The 22,124-nt window shown below is 58.3% G+C and carries 22 protein-coding genes; 9 read left to right on the top strand and 13 right to left on the bottom strand.

Annotation, left to right across the window (positions count from 1 at the left end; translation table 11 throughout):
• Positions 1 to 35: 35 nt before the first annotated feature.
• Complete coding sequence (locus tag AUC45_RS09700; RefSeq protein WP_233998662.1) at positions 36 to 1,883, top strand: cation:proton antiporter; 1,848 nt, start codon at positions 36 to 38, stop codon at positions 1,881 to 1,883.
• A 75-nt stretch (positions 1,884 to 1,958) separates the two neighbouring features.
• On the opposite strand, the gene AUC45_RS09695 is transcribed toward AUC45_RS09700, so the two are convergent.
• Complete coding sequence (locus AUC45_RS09695) at positions 1,959 to 2,237, bottom strand: integration host factor subunit beta (RefSeq protein ID WP_067603763.1); 279 nt, start codon at positions 2,235 to 2,237, stop codon at positions 1,959 to 1,961.
• 239 nt (positions 2,238 to 2,476) lie between these two features.
• A complete protein-coding gene (locus tag AUC45_RS09690; protein WP_067601656.1) occupies positions 2,477 to 2,815 on the bottom strand; it encodes a GntR family transcriptional regulator in 339 nt (112 codons plus the stop codon).
• Positions 2,816 to 3,035: 220 nt separating this feature from the next.
• Between AUC45_RS09690 and AUC45_RS09685 the strand changes: the two genes are divergently transcribed.
• From AUC45_RS09685 to AUC45_RS09670, 4 genes are all read left to right on the top strand, one after another.
• Positions 3,036 to 4,610, top strand: a complete 1,575-nt coding sequence (locus tag AUC45_RS09685; protein ID WP_067603761.1) for a peptide MFS transporter — start codon at positions 3,036 to 3,038, stop codon at positions 4,608 to 4,610.
• 93 nt (positions 4,611 to 4,703) lie between these two features.
• Positions 4,704 to 6,134, top strand: coding sequence for an amidohydrolase (locus AUC45_RS09680; RefSeq protein WP_082701074.1), 1,431 nt, complete (start codon positions 4,704 to 4,706; stop codon positions 6,132 to 6,134).
• On the top strand, positions 6,131 to 7,444 hold the full coding sequence (locus tag AUC45_RS09675; protein ID WP_067601653.1) for an amidohydrolase family protein: 1,314 nt from the start codon (positions 6,131 to 6,133) through the stop codon (positions 7,442 to 7,444). Before AUC45_RS09680 ends, AUC45_RS09675 begins: the two co-directional genes overlap by 4 nt.
• Positions 7,441 to 7,941, top strand: coding sequence for an FKBP-type peptidyl-prolyl cis-trans isomerase (locus AUC45_RS09670; protein ID WP_067601649.1), 501 nt, complete (start codon positions 7,441 to 7,443; stop codon positions 7,939 to 7,941). The genes AUC45_RS09675 and AUC45_RS09670 overlap by 4 nt, the downstream gene beginning before the upstream one ends.
• On the opposite strand, the gene AUC45_RS09665 is transcribed toward AUC45_RS09670, so the two are convergent.
• Positions 7,938 to 8,291 carry a helix-turn-helix domain-containing protein gene (locus AUC45_RS09665; protein WP_067603757.1) on the bottom strand — a complete coding sequence of 118 codons (354 nt, stop codon included), beginning with the start codon at positions 8,289 to 8,291 and terminating at the stop codon, positions 7,938 to 7,940. The genes AUC45_RS09670 and AUC45_RS09665 overlap by 4 nt on opposite strands.
• Before the next feature lie 97 nt (positions 8,292 to 8,388).
• Between AUC45_RS09665 and AUC45_RS09660 the strand changes: the two genes are divergently transcribed.
• Both AUC45_RS09660 and AUC45_RS09655 read left to right on the top strand, forming a co-directional pair.
• Positions 8,389 to 8,832 carry a PaaI family thioesterase gene (locus AUC45_RS09660; protein WP_067601646.1) on the top strand — a complete coding sequence of 148 codons (444 nt, stop codon included), beginning with the start codon at positions 8,389 to 8,391 and terminating at the stop codon, positions 8,830 to 8,832.
• Between the two features lie 37 nt (positions 8,833 to 8,869).
• Positions 8,870 to 9,550, top strand: a complete 681-nt coding sequence (locus AUC45_RS09655) for an NnrU family protein (RefSeq protein ID WP_067601644.1) — start codon at positions 8,870 to 8,872, stop codon at positions 9,548 to 9,550.
• Here AUC45_RS09655 and AUC45_RS09650 read toward each other — a convergent pair.
• Entirely contained in the window at positions 9,547 to 10,395 is an 849-nt protein-coding gene (locus AUC45_RS09650; protein WP_067601641.1) for an alpha/beta hydrolase, read from the bottom strand. The two genes, AUC45_RS09655 and AUC45_RS09650, sit on opposite strands and share 4 nt — an antisense overlap.
• A gap of 4 nt (positions 10,396 to 10,399) precedes the next feature.
• Complete coding sequence (locus tag AUC45_RS09645) at positions 10,400 to 11,197, bottom strand: crotonase/enoyl-CoA hydratase family protein (protein WP_067601638.1); 798 nt, start codon at positions 11,195 to 11,197, stop codon at positions 10,400 to 10,402.
• A 232-nt stretch (positions 11,198 to 11,429) separates the two neighbouring features.
• Here AUC45_RS09645 and AUC45_RS09640 point away from each other — a divergent pair, with 232 nt between their 5' ends.
• Positions 11,430 to 12,551 (top strand): VacJ family lipoprotein, encoded by a 1,122-nt coding sequence (locus AUC45_RS09640; RefSeq protein WP_197409540.1) that lies wholly within the window; start codon positions 11,430 to 11,432, stop codon positions 12,549 to 12,551.
• Positions 12,552 to 12,568: 17 nt separating this feature from the next.
• Here the strand turns inward: AUC45_RS09640 and dxs are convergent, their stop codons facing one another.
• From dxs to rpe, 7 genes are all read right to left on the bottom strand, one after another.
• Positions 12,569 to 14,491, bottom strand: coding sequence for a 1-deoxy-D-xylulose-5-phosphate synthase (gene dxs, locus AUC45_RS09635; protein ID WP_067601633.1), 1,923 nt, complete (start codon positions 14,489 to 14,491; stop codon positions 12,569 to 12,571).
• 151 nt (positions 14,492 to 14,642) lie between these two features.
• Entirely contained in the window at positions 14,643 to 15,131 is a 489-nt protein-coding gene (locus AUC45_RS09630) for a Fur family transcriptional regulator (RefSeq protein WP_067601631.1), read from the bottom strand.
• A 57-nt stretch (positions 15,132 to 15,188) separates the two neighbouring features.
• Entirely contained in the window at positions 15,189 to 15,872 is a 684-nt protein-coding gene (gene msrA / locus AUC45_RS09625) for a peptide-methionine (S)-S-oxide reductase MsrA (RefSeq protein ID WP_067601622.1), read from the bottom strand.
• Positions 15,873 to 16,064: a hypothetical protein gene (locus AUC45_RS09620; RefSeq protein WP_067601619.1), complete on the bottom strand. Its 192-nt coding sequence runs from the start codon at positions 16,062 to 16,064 to the stop codon at positions 15,873 to 15,875.
• Between the two features lie 180 nt (positions 16,065 to 16,244).
• Positions 16,245 to 17,867, bottom strand: a complete 1,623-nt coding sequence (gene purH / locus AUC45_RS09615) for a bifunctional phosphoribosylaminoimidazolecarboxamide formyltransferase/IMP cyclohydrolase (RefSeq protein WP_067601616.1) — start codon at positions 17,865 to 17,867, stop codon at positions 16,245 to 16,247.
• Positions 17,868 to 17,874: 7 nt separating this feature from the next.
• The gene (locus tag AUC45_RS09610) at positions 17,875 to 19,770 is read right to left on the bottom strand and encodes a heparinase II/III family protein (protein ID WP_082701072.1); all 1,896 of its coding nucleotides are present in this window, start codon (positions 19,768 to 19,770) and stop codon (positions 17,875 to 17,877) included.
• Positions 19,767 to 20,432 (bottom strand): ribulose-phosphate 3-epimerase, encoded by a 666-nt coding sequence (rpe, locus tag AUC45_RS09605; protein WP_067601615.1) that lies wholly within the window; start codon positions 20,430 to 20,432, stop codon positions 19,767 to 19,769. The genes AUC45_RS09610 and rpe overlap by 4 nt, the downstream gene beginning before the upstream one ends.
• Before the next feature lie 256 nt (positions 20,433 to 20,688).
• Between rpe and AUC45_RS09600 the strand changes: the two genes are divergently transcribed.
• Entirely contained in the window at positions 20,689 to 21,210 is a 522-nt protein-coding gene (locus AUC45_RS09600; protein WP_233998652.1) for a DUF2141 domain-containing protein, read from the top strand.
• Positions 21,211 to 21,213: 3 nt separating this feature from the next.
• Here AUC45_RS09600 and AUC45_RS09595 read toward each other — a convergent pair whose 3' ends face one another.
• Positions 21,214 to 22,119, bottom strand: coding sequence for a hypothetical protein (locus AUC45_RS09595; RefSeq protein ID WP_067601614.1), 906 nt, complete (start codon positions 22,117 to 22,119; stop codon positions 21,214 to 21,216).
• Between the last annotated feature and the right edge of the window lie 5 nt (positions 22,120 to 22,124).

Here is a 22,124-nt window from a genome sequence, read left to right as displayed (position 1 = left end):
GCTATTGCCCGCGCCTCGCGCCATGGAGGTCGGCCATGGCATTCGCGGTGCTCGATAGCCAGCACAATGCGATGCGGCAACCTCAAGTAAGCAGCCTCTTGTCATACGCATTGTTGCGACCCATTCTAAGAAGATCGGCAGGCCAATTGGCCATCCGCAACGGGACACAGGCAGACATGGCAGGTGAAGCGCTTCACGACGGCCACTCAGTGGTCGCAACCATCCAGCCCGCAATAACTCTGCTGGGCCTCGGAATTGGCGCGGCCGTGCTTGCGCGGATTGCGCGTCTGAACCCAATTGTCGGCTATCTCGGGCTTGGCCTTGGACTTTCCATCTTGGGATATGGCGATCTTTCCGATGGCCCGATCGTCATTGCGATGGCCGAAGTCGGCATCATGTTCCTGCTGTTCAATCTCGGCCTACATTTCTCGCTCGGCCGGATTCGCGCTGAAGCGGGCAACATCTTTGGCTTTGGCAGTTTGCAAATGCTGGTGGCTGGCGGAGCATTTGCGGGCTTGTTCGTATTGCTCGATATGGCGACCGGGCTCGAGATTCCGCTGGAGTTTGCGATTATTGCGGGCCTTGCGATGGGCCTTTCTTCGACCGCGGTCGTCATCGGTCTTGTGAAGGAGCGGGGACAGGATGACTGCCCCGTAGGCCGCGCGGCCCAATCGATCCTCATTTTTCAGGACATCGCCGCGATCCTTTTGCTCGTCGCGGTTGGCGCACTGGGATCGGGAGGGTCGATGGCACCTGCGCTGGGTATGGCAGGCGTCAAGGCGCTGGCAGCGTTCGGCATCGCAGTGCTCTTCGCGCGCTATCTCACCGAGCCGCTGTTCCGCGCTATTGCACGCGTTGGCAGCAGCGAAGTTTACACCGCCACCGCGCTGTTTATCGCGCTCGCGGCGGGATGGGCCGCTGGCATGGCTGGCCTTTCGCTCACTCTTGGCGCTTTTCTGGGCGGTATGGCGGTTGCCGATTCACGCTATCGCATCATGGTCCAGACAGAGATCGACGCTTTCCGCGGCCTTTTCCTGAGCTTCTTTTTCATCTCGGTGGGCCTGTCGATTGATCCTGCGGTGCTCGCCAGCGATTGGCTCATCATCCTCGGGGCCTCTGCCGGCCTTATCGCGATCAAATGCGCTATGAATGTGCTCGCCGGATTGGCCAATCGCTGGTCCGTACCGGGCTCGATCCAGCTTGGCTTTCTTCTCGGACAGGGCAGCGAATTCGCGCTCGTCCTTTTGGCTCTCCCCGCATTGGCGGGCCTTGTTGAGCCGCGCCTTGTCTCGATCCTCGTCACCGCCATCGCGATCAGCCTCGCGGTAACGCCGCTTGTTTCGAATTGGGGCCGCACGCTTGCGGGCAAACTTCGCCAAGGGCCACCCGATCAAAAGCTTGCAGGTGACGATGCACCGGTGGTTATCATCGGTCTTGCGCCAGCTGGCAGAGCAGTTGCCGATGCCCTGACCTACAATGAAATCGGATATCTCGCAGTCGAGTCTGATACCGAGCGGTTCGAGCGCTCGCTTGCAGACGGATACCATGTGCATCAGGCCAATCCGGGTGATCCGCGCAGCTGGGATGCGCTCGGGATGGAGCGTCGCAAAGTCGTTTTGGTCGCAACCGGAAATGTAGCGATCTCGCGCGAACTTACACCGCTTGTTCAGGAACGCCTGCCGGGCATTGCCCGCGTCATCGCGCTGTCAGGCGCTGACGCGATGGATGAATTTGCAACGCTGGGGATGATGCCCGTCGATGTGACAGCACAGGGCGGCATCGATCAGATCATCAATGCCGTATTCTCAGCGCTCGATGAGGAACGCCGCTATCCCATCCCCAACCGAGTGGATGATGACGAAGCAACGCTGGTTGCAGCCTGATAGGGCGCAACAGCCCTTTGCCATCACACGCAGGTCAGCTGATGGCCTAGGGCAATAGCGCAAATGCGCGGTCGCTTATTCGTTGAGGCGCTTGCGGATTTCCTTGCCCGCCTTGAAGTAAGGCACACGCTTTGCGGGAACTTCCACCGCTTCGCCTGTGCGGGGATTGCGCCCCGTGCGCGCCTCACGCTCGCGTGTAGAAAATGCGCCAAATCCGCGCAATTCAACGCGGCCTCCCTCCGCCAATCGGCCAGCGATCTCATCGAAAAAGATGTCGACCACCTGTTCGATTTCTTCCGCGCGAAGGTCTGGATTGTCCTTATGCAGCTCTTGCAGCAGCTCGGATCTGATCATCTCGGTCTCCCCATGGCATATAAAGTTGTCCTTCATCATGCCAAATTTGTATGCGGATGCATCGTGCCCCCGCAAAACTTAGCGCCTTGACCCGAAAGGCGCCCCCTGAAGATTCGGGGATGCCAGACGATTGCTAATTTCGCAAGCGACGTCCGTAGAATAGCTGCAGTTTGGGACGAAAACCGGGACCGATTGTTCAATTTTGGAGCGTTTTGGAGCGAAAACGGGCTGTTGAGCGATTAATTCGCTTCAATCAGATCGGCCGGACTCAGTCCCAAGCGTTTCATTCGAGAGCGAATTTCGGGCCATTCTTCGCGCAAGAACTGATCGCGTTCGCGCGTTCGCAGCTGTTCAGCCGCGCCTTTCACGACATACATTCCAACGCCGCGCTGCACCTCGACCAGCCCATCGTTCTGGAATTGCTGATATGCCTTGGCGACAGTCAGCGGATTGGCGCCCTGTTCAGCAGCAAGCGCGCGCACCGATGGCAGCATCGCCCCTTCAGGATAATCACCCTGAATGATGGCCGCCGCGATCTGATCGCGCAGTTTGAGGTAGACGGGTCTTGATTGGGTCATGGCGTCCTCTCTAGGTGCCTCAGTGACATAATACAGCCATTCGCGTCAAGCGCGCCGAGGGTTACATCGTGTTACAGAAATAGGGGTGTGCACAGATGCGACACATTGGGTGAAGTGCGGTTACGATTGTAACTAAGCCTTCACACTTAGAATTTCGCCGCTAGTGTGCTTGCCATTGGAGCGCGGCGAAGACCGCGTGTTTCGGGGATTATTTGCAATCATGACAACTCAAGCTTTGCCAGACGGCGATAGCGCAGGCACCATTCTGGGCCACCCAAAGGGCCTGTTTGTGCTCTTCTTTGCCGAAATGTGGGAGCGTTTTTCCTATTACGGGATGCGCGCGCTGCTCATTTTCTACCTGACAAAGCACTGGCTGTTTTCCGATAGCGAATCCGGGATCATCTACGGCGCTTACACAGCGCTTGTTTACATCACGCCTGCTGTCGGCGGGTACATGGCTGACAAAGTTCTCGGTCAGCGGAAGGCGGTTGCCTTTGGCGCTGTGCTGCTCACACTAGGCCATATCTTTATGGCTTTCGAAGGTGAGCCGGGAGCCGGCAACACCGACAACCCCATCATCTATGTGTTCTGGCTTGCGCTTGCCTTGATCATTGTCGGCTCTGGCTTTTTGAAGGCGAACATCTCAGTTCTCGTCGGACAGCTTTACCCACGAACCGATGTCCGCCGTGATGGTGCCTACACCATTTTCTATATGGGCATTAACTTGGGCGCTGCGATCGGTTCGCTGATGTGCGGCTACATTGGTGAGACCTATGGCTGGGCTTACGGGTTTGGCCTCGCCGGCATCGGAATGCTCGCTGGCCTTATTGTCTTCACATTGGGCAAAGGCTTGCTCCTAGGCCGGGGCGAACCACCCAAGCCACTCGGCAAAAGCACCGAATGGAGCATGTACGCCATCGGATTTGGGTTGGTTGCGGTATGCTGGGTCCTGATCCAGTATCAGTCTGTTGTCGGCTTCTTGCTTGGCGGCTTTGGCCTTATTCTGGTAGGCTATGTAATCGGAATAGCCGTGATCAAACTGCCCGCCGAGGATCGCGATCGCATCTTTGCCGCGATGTTCCTCATCGTCACATCCATCGTATTTTGGGCCTTGTTTGAACAAGCTGGTTCGTCATTGAACCTCTTCACAGATCGCCATGTTGATCGCGGCGGCGTCCCGGCATCGACCTTCCAGTCGATCAATGCGATCTACATTATCTTGCTGGCACCCGTTTTCGCGACTCTCTGGACCTTCTTGGGTCAGCGCGGGATGGACCCTTCAACTCCGATGAAGTTCGGATTGGGCGTGGTGCAAGTTGGCCTCGGCTTCCTTGTCTTGGTCTGGGGCGCAAACAGCGTTGGCATAAATGTGCCAACCCCTGTGATCTTCATCTTCCTTATCTATCTGCTGCACACGACGGGTGAGCTTTGCCTGTCGCCAGTGGGCCTATCGGCGATGAACCGTCTTGCGCCCGCGCACATGGCGTCGCTGATCATGGGCACCTGGTTCTTTGCGTCAGCCACGGGCAACTTCGCCGCCGGCCTGATCGCCGCTGCGACAGGTGCCGAAGGTGTGGGTGATGCTTCAGGCAAACAAGTCGTACTCGATGTGTATTCAACTGTGGGCCTTTATGCCGTCGTCATCGGTGTTGGCGTGATGATAATCTCCCCGCTCATCAAAAAGCTCATGCATCTCGACACGCTCAAGGACGACGAAGCGCTCGAAGGCGCTGCAGAAGCAGGGTTCGAAGCTCAGGAAGCGGGCATCCATCCAGCCACACGGCCGGCTGAATAAAGCAGGCTGGACAAGGGCCCCCGTCCAGCCTTCTGGACAGCGGGCGATTTGCAGGCCAATACAGCCCCTTCTTGGCAAAGGAAGGGGCTGGACATGGCTGACAGACTGCGACATCGGATCCTCAATCAAGCGGGTTGGAGATCACGCTTTGCAGTGAGTTTCAGCGCCCTTGCGCTGACAGCTTGCGCGGCGACAGGGTCTGCCAATGCTTCGGCTGACAGCGCGAGCAGTGATGGCGAATTTGCCGCGCTCGGCGTGGACGATACCCCATACCCTTCGACCTATATCCGCTATCCCGGCGCGCCAACCGCGCTTGTCGGAGCGACAGTTTTCGATGGGACCGGCGCAAAGATGGAAGGGGCAAATGTCCTCTTCAAAGATGGCAAGGTTGTCGAAGTGACCACCGGGGGAGCCGTCCCCGATGAGTATGTCGTTATTGACGGCGCGGGCAAATTCGTGACGCCCGGCATCATCGATATTCACAGCCACCTTGGCGATTATCCATCACCCGATGTCGATGCGCACGCCGACGGAAATGAGGCGACCGATCCCACCACTCCTGAGGTGTGGGCAGAACATTCGGTGTGGCCGCAAGACCCGGGTTTTTCGAGAGCGCTGGCAAATGGCGGGGTAACTTCGCTCATGATCCTGCCCGGCTCTGCCAACCTTTTCGGCGGGCGCACGGTGACGTTGAAGAACGTGCCCAGCCGCACGGTTCAGGGCATGAAGTTTCCTGGCGCGCCCTATGGCCTCAAAATGGCCTGCGGTGAAAATCCCAAACGGGTTTACGGCAACAGGGGCCGCACCCCGTCCACGCGGATGGGCAATTTCGCGGTTAATCGTCAGACATGGTTTGATGCGATCGAATACGCCAACGATGATGATCGCAAACGTGATCTTGCCAAGGAGACACTCGTCGGTGTTCTCGAAGGCGATATCATGGTCCATAACCACTGCTATCGGGCTGATGAAATGGCGCTTGTGATGGATATGGCGAAAGAGGTTGGCTACCAGGTTACCGCATTTCACCACGCGGTTGAAAGCTACAAGATAGGCGATTTGCTGCGCGAAAACGAAGTGTGCAGCGCGATCTGGGCGGATTGGTATGGCTTCAAGATGGAAGCCTATGACGCGATCCCCGAAAACGGCGCTTTGCTCCAGCGATCGGGCGCGTGCGTGGTGATCCATTCGGACGATCAGGACGATATTCAGCGGCTCAATCAGGAAGCATCGAAAGCCCGCAAGGCTGGCCTTCGCATGGGGATCGATATCTCCGAAGGCACTGCCATCCAGTGGATCACTCTCAACGCAGCAAAGGCCATGGGGATTGATAACGTTACCGGCTCTCTGGAGCCCGGAAAGATGGCGGATGTTGTCTTGTGGAATGGCGATCCCTTGAGCGTTTATTCACGGCCAGAGAAAGTCTGGATAGACGGCGCACTGATGTTCGATGCGATGGACCCCAAACGCCGCCCGGTAAGCGATTTCGAGCTCGGCCAACCCGGTGAAGGAGATGTCAAATGATCCGCAAGTTTGCATCAAGCCTTGCTCTCGCAGCCGCTCTCATCGCAGCACCATGCGCAGCGCAAGACGTGGCGCTCACCAACGCGACTGTCGTCCTTGGTGATGGGAGTGAGCCTATCTCAAATGGGACGGTCATCGTAAGGGGCGGGAGTGTCGTTGCGGCCGGTGCCGATGTGACAGTGCCTGCCGATATGAATTACGAAGATGTGGGCGGCCGCTGGGTGACGCCCGGCCTCTTTGCGACGGTCACTTCGATCGGCATTTGGGATGTGGGCGCGGTTAGCGAATCCAATGACATTCGCGCCAGCGGATCGCCATTCAGCGCCGCGCTCGACACGGCGCCTATCGTCAATCCCAACTCGCAGCATGTCGCCATCTACCGCGCGGCGGGCGTTACGCGTGCGGCGGTAACGACGCTGCCGTCTGGTTCGATCTTTGCCGGGCAAGGCGCAATTGTCGATCTCGGCAGTGACGCGAACCCTGTCACGAAGGCAAAAGCGTTCCAGATGGTTGACCTTGGCGAAGGTGGCGCCCGGCGTGCAGGTGGCAGCAGGGCTTCGGCGTATGTCCTGTTCAAGTCCGCACTTCGCGAGGCGCAAGCTTTGTCTGGGGCTAGGGGCACTCCGCAGACAGCTGAGATCACGAAGGGCGATAATGTGATGCTCTCTCGCTTCGATGCGGAGGCGCTGGTTCCTGTCGTGACGGGTCAGCAGCAACTCTACGTCGCAGTCGAGCGCGCTGCTGATATTCGCAGTGTCCTCGCGCTGAAATCCGATTTCCCGCAGCTTGATATGGTGCTGGTTGGCGCGAATGAGGGTTGGATAGTTGCAAGTGAGATCGCCGCAGCGGGAGTGCCTGTGATCGCCGATGGGCTTGATGATCTGCCCGTCAGCTTTGCCGAACTTGCCGCCACGCAAAGCAATATCGGGCGCATGACGAATGCGGGCGTGAAGGTTGCGATCAGCGCCTCGGGACTGCGCAATCCGCGCCGTTTGCCGCAGGCGGCGGGCAACCTTGTCGCCCTGACGCGTGTGCCGCGTGCTAGTGGGCTTTCCTGGGGTCAGGCCTTCGCAGCGATCAGTTCGGTTCCTGCCGAGATTAGCGGAATGGGCGGACGCGCTGGCGTCCTGCAAGGGGGAGCCATGGGTGATCTGGTCATCTGGGATGGTGATCCTCTTGAGCTGGGAAGCGCGCCCACTAGGGTGTTCATTGCAGGCGTTGAGCAGCCGCTCGAAAATCATCAAAGCCGCCTCAAAGAGCGGTACCGCGATCTCGATGAGAGCGATCTGCCAAAGGCGTATGACTGGTGAGGGGCGCAATTCTCCCTATCGCCGCGCTCCTTTTTGCGGCGCCCGTTTTCGCTCAGGACAATGGCGCCGTTGAGGATGCTGCGTCGCAAGCTCCGGTCCGCGATGGCGCTTGGCATTCGCGCCAGCAGCTCTACTTGCTCGGCTTGGAGCCGCAGGATGGCTGGTACTTCATCGATGGCGGCATCCGGTGGAAATATCTCACCTACACCGCCTCACCGAAAAAGCCCTCCGTCGAAGACACTGTGACGGTTCATTACGAAGGCCGCCTGATCGATGGCACGGTCTTCGACAGCTCGTATGAGCGCGGTGAGCCCGCCACGTTCCCGCTCTCACGCCTGATCAAAGGCTGGCAGCTCGCAATTCCGCAAATCGGTGTTGGGGAAGCGATCGAAGTCGCGATCCCCTCCGACCTCGCCTATGGCCCGGTCGGAAGTGGGCCTATTCCGGGCGGAGCAACTTTGGTGTTCAAGATCGAACTGCTCGCGATTGAGGATTAGGCATCGCCGCCACGCCAATTGGCCGGAGCCTCTGCTTCATCAAAAAGATGTTCTGATCCCCATTTCGCCATCTCGCGATAGAGCGGCGTCAATGCGTGCGCTCGTTCGGTGAGGATGTATCGCGCGCGCCGGCCCTCTGGCGGATCGCGCTCCATGAGGCCAGCCTCCTGCAAGATCGCCAGCCGCGATGTGAGAGCCGCACGGTTGATCTGGAGCCGCTCGATGAATTGCTCAAAACGGTCCACACCCAAAAACGCCTCGCGCAAGATCAAAAGCACCCAGCGATCGCCCAGCAGCCGGGCAGATCGGCCAATAGGGCAAGGTGCACGCGATGGGCGGTAGGTCTTCATATCGGCAAAGCTCCGTTTCATCTGCATATCAGACTTGCGCGATCAGCTGGCAAGAGGTATCTACGTCTGCATTACAGACTTATTGAAAGGCCGACCCATGCCGAATTCACGTTTCGACAGTGCAGAAGCCTCTCTTGCGTACATGAGGAAAGTTGCTGTCAAGGGATCAGGTTTCACCAATTGGCTGGATGTCGAACCCTTGCGTGTGTGGGAAGGCATCAGCGAATTGCGGCTCAAACTGCGCCCCGAGATGACCCAGCATCACGGGTTTGCCCATGGTGCGATTGTGGGCTTGATGGCGGACAATGCCTGCGCATGGGCCGGGGCCTCCACTGTCGGTGACGTGGTGACGGGATCTTACACGATCAATTTCCTGCGCCCCGCCCAGGGGAAAAGCCTTTATGCGAAAGGCGAAGTCATCAAACCCGGCAAACGACAGGTCGTCGTACGCGCCGATGTCTGGGCGGAAAGCGAGGACGCTGATCCCATCCATGTGGCGACCGCGCAGGCAACAATTATTCCCACCGGCCTTTCGAGGTGATACGTATCGCGGCGTAAGCTGTAGGGGGGAACAAGGCATGGACGAAAGCCTCTATCCATTGATCGCAGCCAATGTTGGCTTTGTGGGCACGCATTTTCTGATGTCGCACCCATTAAGAGCCAGTATGGTGAAAGTGCTGGGCGATACGGGCCAACAAATTGCCTATTCGGTTATCAGCTTAGCGTTCTTCATCTGGATCTACTTCGCGTTTACCGCCGCCCCTTCGGCTGATTTACCGGGATCTGGCACAGTCGGATGGATCATTGCAACGCTGCTTACACTGCCGGCGATGATCCTTTTTGCAGGTTCGTTTGCGGGCAATCCTGCACTTGGCCTGCCAGGATCCGACAAAATGGCGCGCGCCGCACCCAAAGGCGTCTTCAACATCACGCGCCACCCGATGATGTGGGGTTTTGCGCTATGGGCGCTGTCTCACCTTGTCCTGTTCTGGAGCCTGCGCACCATGATCACAGCCTTTGCGATGGGTTTTCTCGCACTGGTCGGCGCGCATATGCAGGACCGCAAGAAAGAGGTCTTGATGGGCGATGCCTGGGCGACCTGGGAAAGCCAGACGAGTTTCTGGCCGCAACTATCGGGCTTTGCAAAGGCAGGCGCAGCGCCCTGGATCGCAGGCCTGGTGCTGTTTGCCGCGCTCAGCTGGGCGCACATCCCACTTGGGGGCATTGCAGCCGGGATCTGGCGCTGGATCCCGCTTTAGCTCTCTTCCGACACAGCTTCTGGCAATTCCGGCTGGATTATCGGCTCAACACCCAAACCCTTGCTTTCGAGCCAAAGCGCTTGTGCTTCTTGCGCCTCACGCGTGAAAGACAGATCGTGCCCCGCATCCTCATAGGCCTGAAGGGTGGCATTTTTCGCAGCCTCACTCAGCGCTTTCCCTGAGCCAAAAGCGACCACATTATCGGCCGTGCCATGCTGAATGAGCACCGGAACATCCATTTGGGACAACTTCGCAGCGTTATCGTAAGTGTCGCGCAGCAACAGCTTTACGGGGAAGATCGGGAGCGCATCAGTCGCTGCATCAGTGAGCGACGTGAATGGCGACACCAGGATGAGCGCGGCCGGAGAGTATTCTTCGGCCATCTGTGTCGCCGTGCCCGACCCGATCGATGTACCGCCGATTACGGTCTCCTCTGGCGCTATGCCTTGCTCTGCCAGAAACTCCATCGCAGTGCGGCCATCGTCGTAGAAGCCCTGCTCCGATGGATCCCCCGCATTCCCGCCATATCCACGGTAGCTCGCAAGAAGGACGCCGTAGCCTTTGTCTGCCAGCACCGCCGTTTCCACCGCGGAGCCGGCAAGCGAACTCGCATTGCCGTGGAACCACACCACAACCGGCTTTCCCACTTCGGGCGCGCGCCAATGGACCGTCAGATCAAGGCCATCAGGCGTGAGCAATTCCACTTCCTCAAAACCAGCCGCAGGCGCGTGGCGCACTTCAGGAGCGGGATAAATAAACCGCCCTTGCAGAGTGAAAAGAATGGCCAAAGTCGCCAGATAAGCGGCCGCAATGCCCACCAGAATGCGAAACGCGATAACTCCCATGGCGTTATTGACCCTTGAAAGTTGGTGTGCGTTTTTCAAGCAGAGCAGCAATCCCCTCTGCATGATCTCTCGTCGTATGCATCATTGCCTGCGTGTTCGCCGCCATTTCCAACGCGCTATCATAGCTCAGCTCGCGCCCCTGCCGCAGCAACATCTTTGCCTGCCTCAAGGAATGCGGCGGCATGGCGGCTACTTTGTGCGCGAGTGCGCTCGCTTGGGACAATAAGTCGTCTGGCGCAACTACGCGGCTGACCAAGCCCCAATCGAGCGCAGTCGCCGCATCGATCACATCGCCAGTGAAGAACAATTCTGCGGCGCGCGCATCGCCTATGACACGGGGCAAGATCCACGTGCCGCCATCGCCCGGAATGATCCCGAGCTTGAGGAAGGTCACGCCAAACTTCGCTTTCTCGCTGGCGATCCGGATGTCAGCCAGGCACGCGACATCGCAGCCAAGGCCGATCGCCGGGCCATTCACCGCTGCGATCACCGGCACGCGCAGGCCATAAAGCGCGCGCAGCATCTGATGGATGTTGTCGCGATATCCATCCGAGATCGCGGGGGTGGAGCCGCCAAAGGTTCCGGTCTTGTCGCGCATCGCCTTTACATCGCCGCCAGCGGAAAAGGCCCTGCCGGCGCCCGTTAGGATGACACAGCGCACCTCCATATCGCGATTGATGGCATCGCACGCGGTGCGAAATTCTTCGCCATCACCGGGCGCGCCCAGCGGGTTCATAGTATCGGCCCGATCAATCGTAAGCGTTGTGATCGGTCCGTCGCGGGAAACAGAAAGCAAAGGCATGCGCGCGTGTTAGGGCAAAGCTGCCAGTATGGCGAACAAGTTTTAACCAGGAGAAAAGCGAAAGGCAGTCTGACCCATGACGATAAGCGTTCGTCGAACAATCCTGCTTCTGCACGGCGGGTTCTTCATATGCTAATCAATTATGGAACGAGTCGCCGCCATTAAGGTTCTGGCTACACACCACTTTTACAAAGCCTGCTTTACCCGCTCGCCTGCCACAAAGGAATTTTGCTTGCTTGATTTCCGCACCGTGATGGCAGTGAGCTTGGCGTTGACCGCGCAAGCTCCTTTGGCAGCGGAAAATGCAGTAGACTTCACGAGCGAGCTGGTTGCGCCTCAAGCCGCAGTCCTTGCCGTAGCGCAAGCCAAACGCCCAGCCCCACCTGTCGACACCTACTCCAATCTGATTGCAGTGAATTGGTCACTTACCCCGGGCCAGGCGCAAGAACCAACGCCCCAAAGCGGCTCTGAAGAAGGGCAGCAAGAGCTGGAAGAGGAAGCTTCCGAAACCACTCCTGCCACCGATGAGGATGGCAATGAGATCATTGTCGATGGCTCATACGGACCACCTGAAAATGATCCCGTCGAGGCGCTGAATTACGAAAGTTATCGTATTACGCAGGCAGTCGACGATGCTGTTGTCGAACCCGTCGCCTATGCTTACCGCGACGGCCTGCCGGGGCCCTTCCGGGATGGATTGGGAAATATTGTGCGCAATCTGGGTGAACCGGTGAATGCGCTCAATTTCCTTTTGCAGGGCAAGATCGGCAAAACGATTGAGACGCTGACAAGATTGCTGATCAACTCGACACTGGGCATTGGCGGACTGTTCGATATTGCTGAAAAGCCCGGCATTGGCCTCCCTTACAGGCGCAATGGATTTGCCAATACGCTCGGGTTTTATGGCGTGGATTCAGGCGCCTACCTCTACCTTCCGTTCACAGGCGCAACCAGCGTTCGCGATGTAATTGGTAGCGGCCTTGATCAGCTTGTGCTGCCCGTGGCTGTGGGCGCTCCTTTCAACACGCCTGAATACACAATTCCCTATTTCATCGTGAGCTCGCTCGATGCCCGCCTGGAAGTGGACGCGGAACTTGCTCGAATCGACCAGACGGTCGATCCCTATGCTGCCCGCCGCGACACGTACCTCGCCCGCCGCGAACGCGAGATCGCTCTCCTAAGAGGCGAGGAACCGCCCGAGCCGCCGCTTATCCTTTTGGAAGTCGAAGGCGTGATCGAGCCCGGCGAAGAACGCCCGTCAGATGAAGTGATCGACGAGGCTCTCGATAACAAATCACCGCCTGCCGAGCTCGATTTTGAACGCGGCGAGATGAGCGATGATCAGATACGGTGACTAAGAGTGCTCGGGATCTACCCGGCCACTTCCTCTACACCCGCTGAATTGTGCTTCAGCGCTTTCAGGACCGTATCCACGATATGCGGAGCGTTTAGGCCCGCCTCATCGTACTGCTTGTCAGGCGAATCCTGATCCTGGAAGATATCGGGCAGGCGCATTGTGCGCACTTTCAGGCCGTTATCAGTGAGCCCTGCGTCACTGGCAAAGGTGAGGACATGCGCGCCGAGGCCGCCAATCGCTGCTTCTTCCACGGTCACGACAACTTCGTGTTCACGCATCAGACGCTCGATCAGGTCTTCATCCAATGGCTTGGCGAAGCGCAAATCAGCGACGGTGGTGGAAAGACCTTTGGCCTCCAACTGATCGGCGGCCTTTTTCGCTTCTTCCAGACGCGCGCCGAGCGACAGGATCGCAACTTTTGAGCCTTCGCGCACGACGCGGCCCTTTCCGATCTCGAGCTTTTCTGGAGTTTCCGGCAGCGGAACCCCGGTGCCGCTTCCACGTGGATAGCGGAAAGCGATCGGGCCTTCGTCATATTCGGCAGCAGTGTAGGTCATGTGGACGAGCTCAGCCTCGTCTGCCGCCGCCATCACCACCATATTGGGCAACGTTGCCAAATAGGTGATGTCAAAAGAGCCTGCATGGGTGCATCCGTCCGCACCGACGAGGCCAGCACGATCAATTGCGAACCGAACTGGCAAATTCTGGATTGCGACATCGTGCACAACTTGATCGTAGGCGCGCTGCAGGAATGTCGAATAAATGGCTGCAAACGGGCGCATGCCTTGCGCCGCCAATCCTGCGGCAAAGGTCACTCCGTGCTGTTCGGCAATGCCAACATCGAAACTGCGGTCCGGGTGCGCTTTTGCGAAGCGATCAACGCCTGTGCCCGATGGCATCGCAGCGGTGATTGCGCAGATGCGCTTATCTGTGTTGGCAAGTTTCACGAGCGTATCGCCGAACACGTTTTGATAGGCTGGCGGCCCGGCAGAGCCTTTCTGCTTTTCGCCCGTCACTACGTTGAATTTGGGCACGCCGTGATACTTGTCGGCGCTTTCTTCCGCAGGCTTGTAGCCCTTGCCCTTGGTGGTGACGACATGAATCAACACTGGGCCTTCTGACGTATCGCGCACATTTTCGAGCACGGGGATGAGGTGATCGAGATTGTGCCCGTCAATCGGGCCGACATAATAAAAGCCGAGCTCTTCAAACAAAGTCCCGCCCGTCACCATGCCGCGCGTGTATTCCTCAGCCTTGCCGATGGCATCGTGCAGGCGGCGGCTCATTTTCTGGACCGCTTTCGAAGCGAGGCTGCGCAGGCCGAGATATTCGGAAGATGAAACCATGCGCGCCAGATATGCGGAAAGCCCGCCCACTGGCGGTGCAATCGACATGTCATTGTCATTGAGGATCACAACCAGGCGATTGCCTGCCTGTGCAGCGTTGTTCATCGCTTCATAGGCCATGCCTGCGCTCATCGCGCCATCGCCAATTACGGCAATTCCACGACCCGGCTTGTCATTCAGCTTGTTCGCCATGGCAAAGCCAAGCGCTGCCGAGATAGACGTCGAAGAGTGCGCAGCGCCAAACGGATCGTATTCGCTTTCGGTACGCTTGGTAAATCCAGAAAGCCCGCCGCCCTGCCGCAGAGTACGGATGCGATCGCGCCTGCCTGTCAGGATTTTGTGCGGATAGCATTGGTGGCCAACGTCCCAGACCAGCTTATCATCGGGAGTGTTGAAGACATAATGGATGGCGACAGTCAGTTCGACCACACCCAGACCTGAACCCAAATGCCCGCCCGATACGCTAACCGCATCAATCATTTCGGCGCGCAATTCATCGGACAATTGCCGCAATTGATCAGGCGTCAGCTGGCGAAGCTCTTCCGGTGTTGGCACATTGTCGAGCAGTGGAGTTTCAGGCTTTTGAGTCATATGGCAGGCTCCTACACGGCCAAACCGTGCCTGTCGATGAACGGGTAATCCATTCAGTTAGACCATTTTTCAAAGAAATGACAGTTTCGATTGACACTGTCTGTGTTGGGATGACTGGACATACAGCCCAGAAGCCGTAGCGTCAGACCTCTCAGGCGCAGCTCTGGCACAGACCTCGCACTTCGAGCACCGGGCGCTCCGCCTTGAAAGAGCGGGCTTTTGCGAGATTTCGCAAAGTTCGGCTGACATCTTCATCGTCGAGGTGAGTCGTTTCTCCACATTCATCACAGACGAGGAAAATGCAATCGTGCTCGCAGCCTGGATGCGTGTTGACGAGGAAAGCATTCGAGCTTTCGACGCGAGCTGCAAGATTGTTCGTCACGAACACATCCAGAATTCGGTAAATGCTGTTCGGCGCGACGCGCTTGCCGCGCTTTTGCGAGAGGTTGTCGGCAATATCGTAGGCCGACGTTGGCCGCTTGCACTGCGCCAGCTCGCTGAACACCGCTTCGCGCATGCTCGTCCACTTCTCACCTTGTGCGGTGAGAACGCGGCTCGCCTCGGCAATCAGGTCAGCGCCGGAGAGGTCTTGGTGCGAATGCCCGTGGGCATCATCGTTCGATGCGGTTTGCGATGTCATGTCGCTGATATAGCGATAACGCTGCCGATTGTCAGCGCTTGCAGTATTGCAAAGCGATCAGGCCCCGTCGCGAAGGAAACTAGAACGGTAATCGCGGGGGAATTTCGCCTTAAGAGCGCTCACTTTGGGCTTGTCCCAGCGCATGATGTATCCGTGGCGCGGGTTCTTTGCCATGAAATCCTGATGATAGGTTTCCGCCGGGTAGAATTTGCGGTGCGCCTCAATCTTGGTGACGATCGGCTTATTCCAGACACCCGATTGGCCCATTTGCTTGAGATACGCTGTTGCAACTGCCTTTTGCTCGGCATTGAGCGGCACCAAAGCTGAGCGATAATGCGCGCCCACATCAGGGCCCTGGCGGTTTTTCAAAGTGGGGTCGGCAACAACCGAAAAGAAAATGCGCAGCAGCTCATCATAGCGAACGACGTACGGATCATACGTGATCTTCACCGCTTCGGCGTGATTGGTCGTGCCGGTGATGATTTTGGAATAGCTTGCATTGCCGGCAGCGCCGCCATGGTATCCAGCAACAGCGGATTTCACGCCTTTGACGTGGCTGAACACACCTTCGACACCCCAGAAACAACCGCCGGCAAAGATGGCGGTCTTAAGGCCCGTGCCTTCTTTGGCGATCCGCTTGGCAGCGGGCGCGTCGAAAACTTCTTCGGCAGCAAAGGCGGGTGAGGCGCAGCCAGTGACTGCGAGCGACAGGGCTGCAAGAGCCATCGCAGATTTGCGCATTTATGTCTCCGTCGGGACGTCGACGATCAGAAACTCATCCGATGGCTGAGGCGCTTGCAAAGGCTCGGCTGCCGATGCTGGCGGCGCAAATTCATCAGCCCACGCATCCGCATTGGCTGCAGCAACAATCAATGTGCCGGCAATAAAGCCAAGTCCAATAAGGCGGTATAGATCGGGGGCGAAAAGTTGCATGGTTCAGCTCGGTCTGTTCGAAGTCGTCTTATGTCCAAATATGCTTAACAGGCCGTTGCACCCGTCCTGCTTTCGCGAGACTGAATGCGTCGGTCATGAAGCATTTCGTTTCGTATCTGTGAAAAGTTACGCAAGGCGCCCGAAAAAAGTTTCAGGGCGTTCTGGAACGTGGCAACAGCCTCAATGGCGGAAGTGGCGCATCCCTGTGAAGACCATGGCAAGGCCTGCATTGTCAGCCGCTTCGATCACTTCATCATCACGAATTGATCCGCCCGGTTGGATGACAGCCGTGGCACCCGCTTCTGCCGCTGCGAGCAAGCCGTCGGCGAAGGGGAAGAATGCGTCAGAGGCAACAGCGCTGCCTTTTGTGCGCGGCTCAGACCATTCGTAAGCTTCAGCTGCCTCCGCCGCTTTGATCGCGGCAATGCGCACCGAATCGCGCCGGTTCATCTGGCCAGCGCCAATCCCCGCTGTCGCGCCGTCTTTCGCATAGACGATTGCGTTTGATTTGACGTGCCGCGCGACAGTCCAGGCGAACAGGCAGTCTTTGAGTTCTTGCTCTGTCGGCTCGCGCTTGGTCACGACTTTCAGATCATCAGCTGAAACCGCGCCGTTATCGCGTCCCTGAATGAGCATTCCGCCCGCGATCGTCTTCATGGCAAAGCCGCCGCGGCGGGGATCGGGCAAAGCGCCGCATTCAAGCAATCGCAGGTTTTTCTTCTTGGCGAAGATGGCTCGCGCTTCCTCGCTTACCTTGGGCGCGATCACGACTTCGGTGAAGATTTCCGCAATGGCTTGCGCGGTCGCCCCATCAAGCTCGGTGTTCACCGCTACAATCCCGCCAAAGGCGGAAACACTGTCGCATTGCAGCGCGTCGGTCCACGCATCGAGCAGGCTGCCGCTTTGCGCAACGCCGCACGGGTTCGCGTGCTTGACGATCACAACCGACGGATCTTGCCCTGCGAATTCCGCTGCCAGTTCAAGCGCGGCATCCGCATCGTTGAGATTGTTGTAGCTGAGCGCTTTACCCTGCAATTGGTCAGCCTGCGGGACGCCATTCGCACCCGTTACTTGTGGCACGTAAATGGCCGCTGACTGGTGCGGGTTTTCGCCATAGCGAAGCTCATCCGAGCGCTTGAATGCAAGCGGCATCGTCTCCGTAAACGGTGTGGCGCCCAATGCCTCTGTCCCCAGTGGATGGGTGAAGGCATCGCCATAGGCAAACCAGTTCGCAATCGCTGCATCATAGGCGGCCGTGCGAGCGTAGGCTTTGCCCGCCATGCGAATGCGAAAGGCCTCCGAAGTGCCGCCATCATTGGCTTCAAGTTCCTGAGTAAGCGCGTCGTAATCTGATGGATCGGTCAGAATTGTCACCGCACCGTGATTTTTGGCGGCCGAACGCACCATGCTCGGCCCGCCAATATCGATATTCTCGATGATCTCTTCGCGCGCAGCGCCTTTCGCCACTGTCGCTTCGAATGGGTATAGGTTGACGACAACCAGATCGATCGCGCCGATATCGTGCTCTTTCATTGCCGCGACGTGCTCTTCGTTGTCGCGAAGCGCGAGGAGGCCGCCGTGAACCTTGGGATGGAGAGTCTTTACCCTGCCATCCATCATTTCTGGAAATCCGGTGAGATCGGACACATCGCGCACTTCCAGTCCCGCCTCGCGCAGGGTGCGCGCTGTACCGCCAGTGCTGATCAATTCCACACCGCGCGCCGCAAGGGCCGCGCCCAGCTCTGCCAAACCGCTCTTGTCGGACACTGAAAGCAGCGCCCGCCTGATCACAATCTCGCTCACGTATTTTTTATCCCATTTTCTTGAGCAGCCAGGAGAATTGCCCGCCGCCGCGCGATGTCAGCCCTTCAAGCACCAATTGTTCGGTTCCCACCGGACGACCTGCGCTATCAACCCAAAGGCTATCCTCGCAAGACAATTGCACATCGCCCACGCCAGCCTGATCGCCGCGCAAACGGAAATGCCACAGCTTCCCGTCAGGCAGCAGCAGGCTTGCCCCGCGGCCGTCTTCGGACATGTGCACTTCAATGCCGGCACCAAGGTGGAAGCGGATGGCAAATGCGACCTTGCCATTCTTGCCCTTGCGCGATGCGGGGATCAGGATGTCTTCGCCAGCGAGCTCAGTCCCATCGGCGCGCAGCGAAAGGATGCGCCGGTGCGAAAGGCCAAAGCGCGCAGCATAGCCATCATGCGCGCCCGACACCCTCGTAGCATCGCGGTCGCTTCCCGAAAGGTTTCGGTGCTCGACATCCACCGCCTCAACACCCTTGCCCATTTTGCCATGGAGCAGGACGGCGGTGGAATTGGCGTTGTCGAGCACCAGGGTGGAATGTGCAGCGCTGGCGCGTAGACCTTGCCCGATGCGCGCGGGCACTTGCCCGCCGGCAAGCGCTGATCCTCCACAGTTGACAATGACGCGGCTTCGACCGTCCGACATTTCAAACGCAAGCGTCGATGCGCAGCCGACCCGAGCAAAGCGAGCGCGCGGCGGTGGAGCGGCATCGAACTGAACCAGAGTGTCCCCGCCGCGCATGCGCTGGAAGCCCCAATGCTCAGCTTCAGCCAATGGCCGCGTGCGTACGCCGCTTGCTGCGATAACCTGCGAAACCTGGTCTGCGCCGATAGCGTGATGCCCCTGCCAAGAACCGAGGCCGCCATCTCCATGACGAAGCGCAAGCAGCGGCGGGATCAGCAGTTCGCGCATAACCGTAAGCGCGTTCGGCACTTCTTCATCGACCGCTTCATAGCAGGCGATAAGATCAGTGAGCAGAGTGACGGTGTCCATTTGCACCGAAGGACAGCGAGACAGAACCCCGCCATCTTCGCAAATCAAATCACCAAGAGCGCGGATCAGACCCGCTTCCCCAAAGAGCTTGCGCGGTTTGCCATCGGGGAGCAGCAGACCTGCCGCTGTCACAGCCGCCCAGCCCGCGACTTCACCAAAGCCGGTACTCGCGCGAGATGATTTTCGGTCGAGCCAGTTGGCTGTTTCTTCGATCGCAGAGAGAAGCCGGCGCCGCAGCTGATCATTGCCTCCGCCTAGGATGATGGGCGCATGGACGAGCCAGGCCATCAGCCTCAACCCTGTCTTTTCAACTTCCCAAGCCTGCCCCTTGCCAACCTGCGAATTGGCATCAAGCCAGAGCCCAGTGATACGCTCGGCCACGCCAACGCAATCCGCGCGCGGCGCGCTGGCGGCAAGATCGGCAAGCCAGCTGAACGAATGGATACAGCGCTCAACACCCGGGCTTTGGCGCGTGACGCCCGAAAAATCGACTTGGCCAATCGGCGCTTTTACCGAGTGGACGAGGAAGTGCCCGGCCCGCAATGCCACGCCCGATGCGCGATTGCCCGTGTTGGGAGTCGATACGGTCGCCATAAGGCGGATCGGAGCAGCTCGTCGAAAGGGCGCGGATAAAACATGGCGCGGTACGCCCATGCGATAGGCAAGCCGGATCAGCGCTTCGCCCGGATTTGCCCGAGGTGGCGCAATGTCGGTGAGCGCAAGCGCGCGTGATGGCTCAATTGCATCATCGGCGCTGTCAGCGGCCGCATCATCAAAAAGAACGTGCGGATCATCGCCCTCGCTCAGTGGCAGGGCGCGGCCATCGGCATCGGCGCTTTCACCACTGTCAACTCTCGCTGTTGTCGCCTCTTCTCTTTCGCGGAACAGCTCTTGCGTCATACATTCCCCTTCAACGCAGCGATATTCGCCGCGTAATGCTCTGGCCCACCTTTGAATGTTGCCGACCCCGCAACCAGCACATCTGCCCCCGCAGCCACGCAATCCCTCGCGGTTTCAGCGTTCACCCCGCCATCCACCTCGAGATGAATGTCGCGACCAGTTCGATCAATCATCGCGCGGATCGCGGCGATCTTTTCCAGCTGCGATGGAATAAAGCTTTGCCCGCCAAAGCCAGGATTGACGCTCATCACGAGGATGAGATCCGCCATATCCATCAGATTATCGAGCGCGGATACCGGCGTCCCCGGGTTCAAAACCACACCCGCCTTGCAGCCCAACCCTTTGATCGCCTGCACCGTGCGATGGACATGCGGCCCAGCTTCGGGATGAACGGTGATGATATCCGCCCCCGCATCAGCAAAGGCCGCCAGGTACGGATCCACCGGCGAAATCATGAGATGCACATCAAATGGCTTTTCGCTGTGCGGACGCAGGGCCTTCACCACATCAGGGCCGATGGTGAGATTGGGCACAAAATGCCCATCCATCACATCGATATGCACCCAATCCGCGCCAGCTTCGTCAATCGCGCGCACTTCTTCGCCGAGACGTGCGAAATCGGCGGAGAGGATAGAGGGAGAGATCAGCGGTTGGGATGGCATGGCGAAAGCGCCCTTTCGTGCGCCTCTGCGTCATACCGGACCACCGATTCGCCTCACAAGCGTAAGCAGGCGGATTTTCGTAGGTTTTCCACGACGCACCCTACGGAAAAGCCCTTATCCGGGTCTGTTAACAAGCTCTCACATATAATTCAGCGTTAATTCACTGATGCTTGCGCTATAGCGAGCGCATATTGGGAAGGGCCCGGCGCGCAATGCGTCGTGAATCTTCGGGAATTTAACTGACGGAATTTGAGTGATGATGTCTTTTGCTGCCCGCTTGGGCGCTTGCACTTTTGCGGGCCTTGCTACGTTCACGCTTACTCCCCTCGCGCTTGCCACACCGGCCAGCGCTGAGGTCGAATATGGCAAGAAGATCAGCAACAATCTGCGCAGCTGCGCGCCGGGTAACGGTCCAGCGGTGCGCGTCACCATTCAGGGGATCAAAAGCTCTTCGGGCAAGATCAGACTGCAAAGCTATCAGGCCACCAAATCAGATTGGCTGGAAAAGGGCCGCTGGCTCAATCGCATCGAAGTGCCAGCAAAGAAGGGCACGATGACGATTTGCATGCCTGTGCCCAAGGAAGGCAATTACGCCTTTGCCGCGCGGCACGATGTGAACGGCAACAGCAAGACAGATATCCGCACGGATGGCGGTGCCATGTCGAACAATCCATCGATCAATATCTTCAATCTGGGCAAACCCAGCGTCGATAAAACTCGCTTTAGCGTTGGCAGCGGCGTTTCGCGGATGACGATCAATATGCTCTATCTGGGCTGAATTTCAGTCTGACCGGCTGCGATGATGCAGCCACAATGCTCGCGCCGCGCTGGGGGCTGCGAGCAAAGGAAAGCGTTCTGACAAGGGGCCGACTTTCATCTCGCGCCCCGTATGCCGTTTGATCTTCCACGCAGCATAACGCGCTGCGCCTTCAAACGTGGTGGTGGCTTTTGCCAGACGGAGGAGATTGAGCGGTTTTCCGAGCCGCTGCCGCCGCTTCCACCATGCGATGATCTCGCGCCGCTTGGCGGGGTCGAGGCGCGGTGTGATGCGCCCACCCTCCGTATCAAATTCAATCTCAGCGGCTTTCAAGGCGTCAGGCAGAAGGCCATCGAAGTGCGCCGCGTTTTTTGAGAGGATATCCTCTTCACGCCCCGGTTTTTCTACGCGCAATTCGGCTTTGTACGTCGCTTGGAAAAGCGCACGCCAATAAGCCGCCTCTTCCCCCGATGGCGGGCCAAGAGCCACAGCAAGCCGCGCCGCAGTAATCGAAGCAGCTTCGATCCCCTCAATTACACTGGAACGCGCAGCCTCATCCCGCGCCCAGATAAGCGCGCTGGGCTGTACAAAGCGCGCCCAAATCGTAGTGTCAAACAGATCCCCTTTGGCCGCATTGGCAAACGTTTCGAGCGCCATCTCCGCAACCTTGGCACGAAGGTGTACACCGTCCTGCTCGCGCTCATGATAGCTCACGCGCGGCCAGATGCGCGGATCATCGCCTTGGTCAAACAGCAGGTAGAAATCGAGCACACCGTCGAGTTCACCAGTGCGCAGGTTCGACCCGTAGAAAAGCACCGCCGCTGCACCGCGTTCGCGCGCCAAATCTTGCGCAAATTTGGTGACTTCCTCGCGCGCAGGCGCGGCCAGTTGCCGCGTAATCCGGGTCAAAAGGGAAGCATTTTCTACCATAAGAA

It is taken from the genome of Erythrobacter sp. YT30, from assembly GCF_001542875.1.
Lineage (GTDB): Bacteria > Pseudomonadota > Alphaproteobacteria > Sphingomonadales > Sphingomonadaceae > Erythrobacter.
This window is presented reverse-complemented; position numbering and strand designations above follow the sequence as displayed.

What these genes read in the sequence shown, in the direction of transcription:
- AUC45_RS09700 (WP_233998662.1), top strand. Translation starts at nt 36, where the DNA reads ATGGCATTCGCGGTGCTCGATAGCCAGCACAATGCGATGCGGCAACCT.
- AUC45_RS09695 (WP_067603763.1), bottom strand. Translation starts at nt 2,237, where the DNA reads ATGATCAGATCCGAGCTGCTGCAAGAGCTGCATAAGGACAATCCAGAC.
- AUC45_RS09690 (WP_067601656.1), bottom strand. Translation starts at nt 2,815, where the DNA reads ATGACCCAATCAAGACCCGTCTACCTCAAACTGCGCGATCAGATCGCG.
- AUC45_RS09685 (WP_067603761.1), top strand. Translation starts at nt 3,036, where the DNA reads ATGACAACTCAAGCTTTGCCAGACGGCGATAGCGCAGGCACCATTCTG.
- AUC45_RS09680 (WP_082701074.1), top strand. Translation starts at nt 4,704, where the DNA reads ATGGCTGACAGACTGCGACATCGGATCCTCAATCAAGCGGGTTGGAGA.
- AUC45_RS09675 (WP_067601653.1), top strand. Translation starts at nt 6,131, where the DNA reads ATGATCCGCAAGTTTGCATCAAGCCTTGCTCTCGCAGCCGCTCTCATC.
- AUC45_RS09665 (WP_067603757.1), bottom strand. Translation starts at nt 8,291, where the DNA reads ATGAAGACCTACCGCCCATCGCGTGCACCTTGCCCTATTGGCCGATCT.
- AUC45_RS09660 (WP_067601646.1), top strand. Translation starts at nt 8,389, where the DNA reads ATGCCGAATTCACGTTTCGACAGTGCAGAAGCCTCTCTTGCGTACATG.
- AUC45_RS09655 (WP_067601644.1), top strand. Translation starts at nt 8,870, where the DNA reads ATGGACGAAAGCCTCTATCCATTGATCGCAGCCAATGTTGGCTTTGTG.
- AUC45_RS09650 (WP_067601641.1), bottom strand. Translation starts at nt 10,395, where the DNA reads ATGGGAGTTATCGCGTTTCGCATTCTGGTGGGCATTGCGGCCGCTTAT.
- AUC45_RS09645 (WP_067601638.1), bottom strand. Translation starts at nt 11,197, where the DNA reads ATGCCTTTGCTTTCTGTTTCCCGCGACGGACCGATCACAACGCTTACG.
- dxs (WP_067601633.1), bottom strand. Translation starts at nt 14,491, where the DNA reads ATGACTCAAAAGCCTGAAACTCCACTGCTCGACAATGTGCCAACACCG.
- AUC45_RS09630 (WP_067601631.1), bottom strand. Translation starts at nt 15,131, where the DNA reads ATGACATCGCAAACCGCATCGAACGATGATGCCCACGGGCATTCGCAC.
- msrA (WP_067601622.1), bottom strand. Translation starts at nt 15,872, where the DNA reads ATGCGCAAATCTGCGATGGCTCTTGCAGCCCTGTCGCTCGCAGTCACT.
- AUC45_RS09620 (WP_067601619.1), bottom strand. Translation starts at nt 16,064, where the DNA reads ATGCAACTTTTCGCCCCCGATCTATACCGCCTTATTGGACTTGGCTTT.
- AUC45_RS09610 (WP_082701072.1), bottom strand. Translation starts at nt 19,770, where the DNA reads ATGACGCAAGAGCTGTTCCGCGAAAGAGAAGAGGCGACAACAGCGAGA.
- rpe (WP_067601615.1), bottom strand. Translation starts at nt 20,432, where the DNA reads ATGCCATCCCAACCGCTGATCTCTCCCTCTATCCTCTCCGCCGATTTC.
- AUC45_RS09600 (WP_233998652.1), top strand. Translation starts at nt 20,689, where the DNA reads ATGATGTCTTTTGCTGCCCGCTTGGGCGCTTGCACTTTTGCGGGCCTT.
- AUC45_RS09595 (WP_067601614.1), bottom strand. Translation starts at nt 22,119, where the DNA reads ATGGTAGAAAATGCTTCCCTTTTGACCCGGATTACGCGGCAACTGGCC.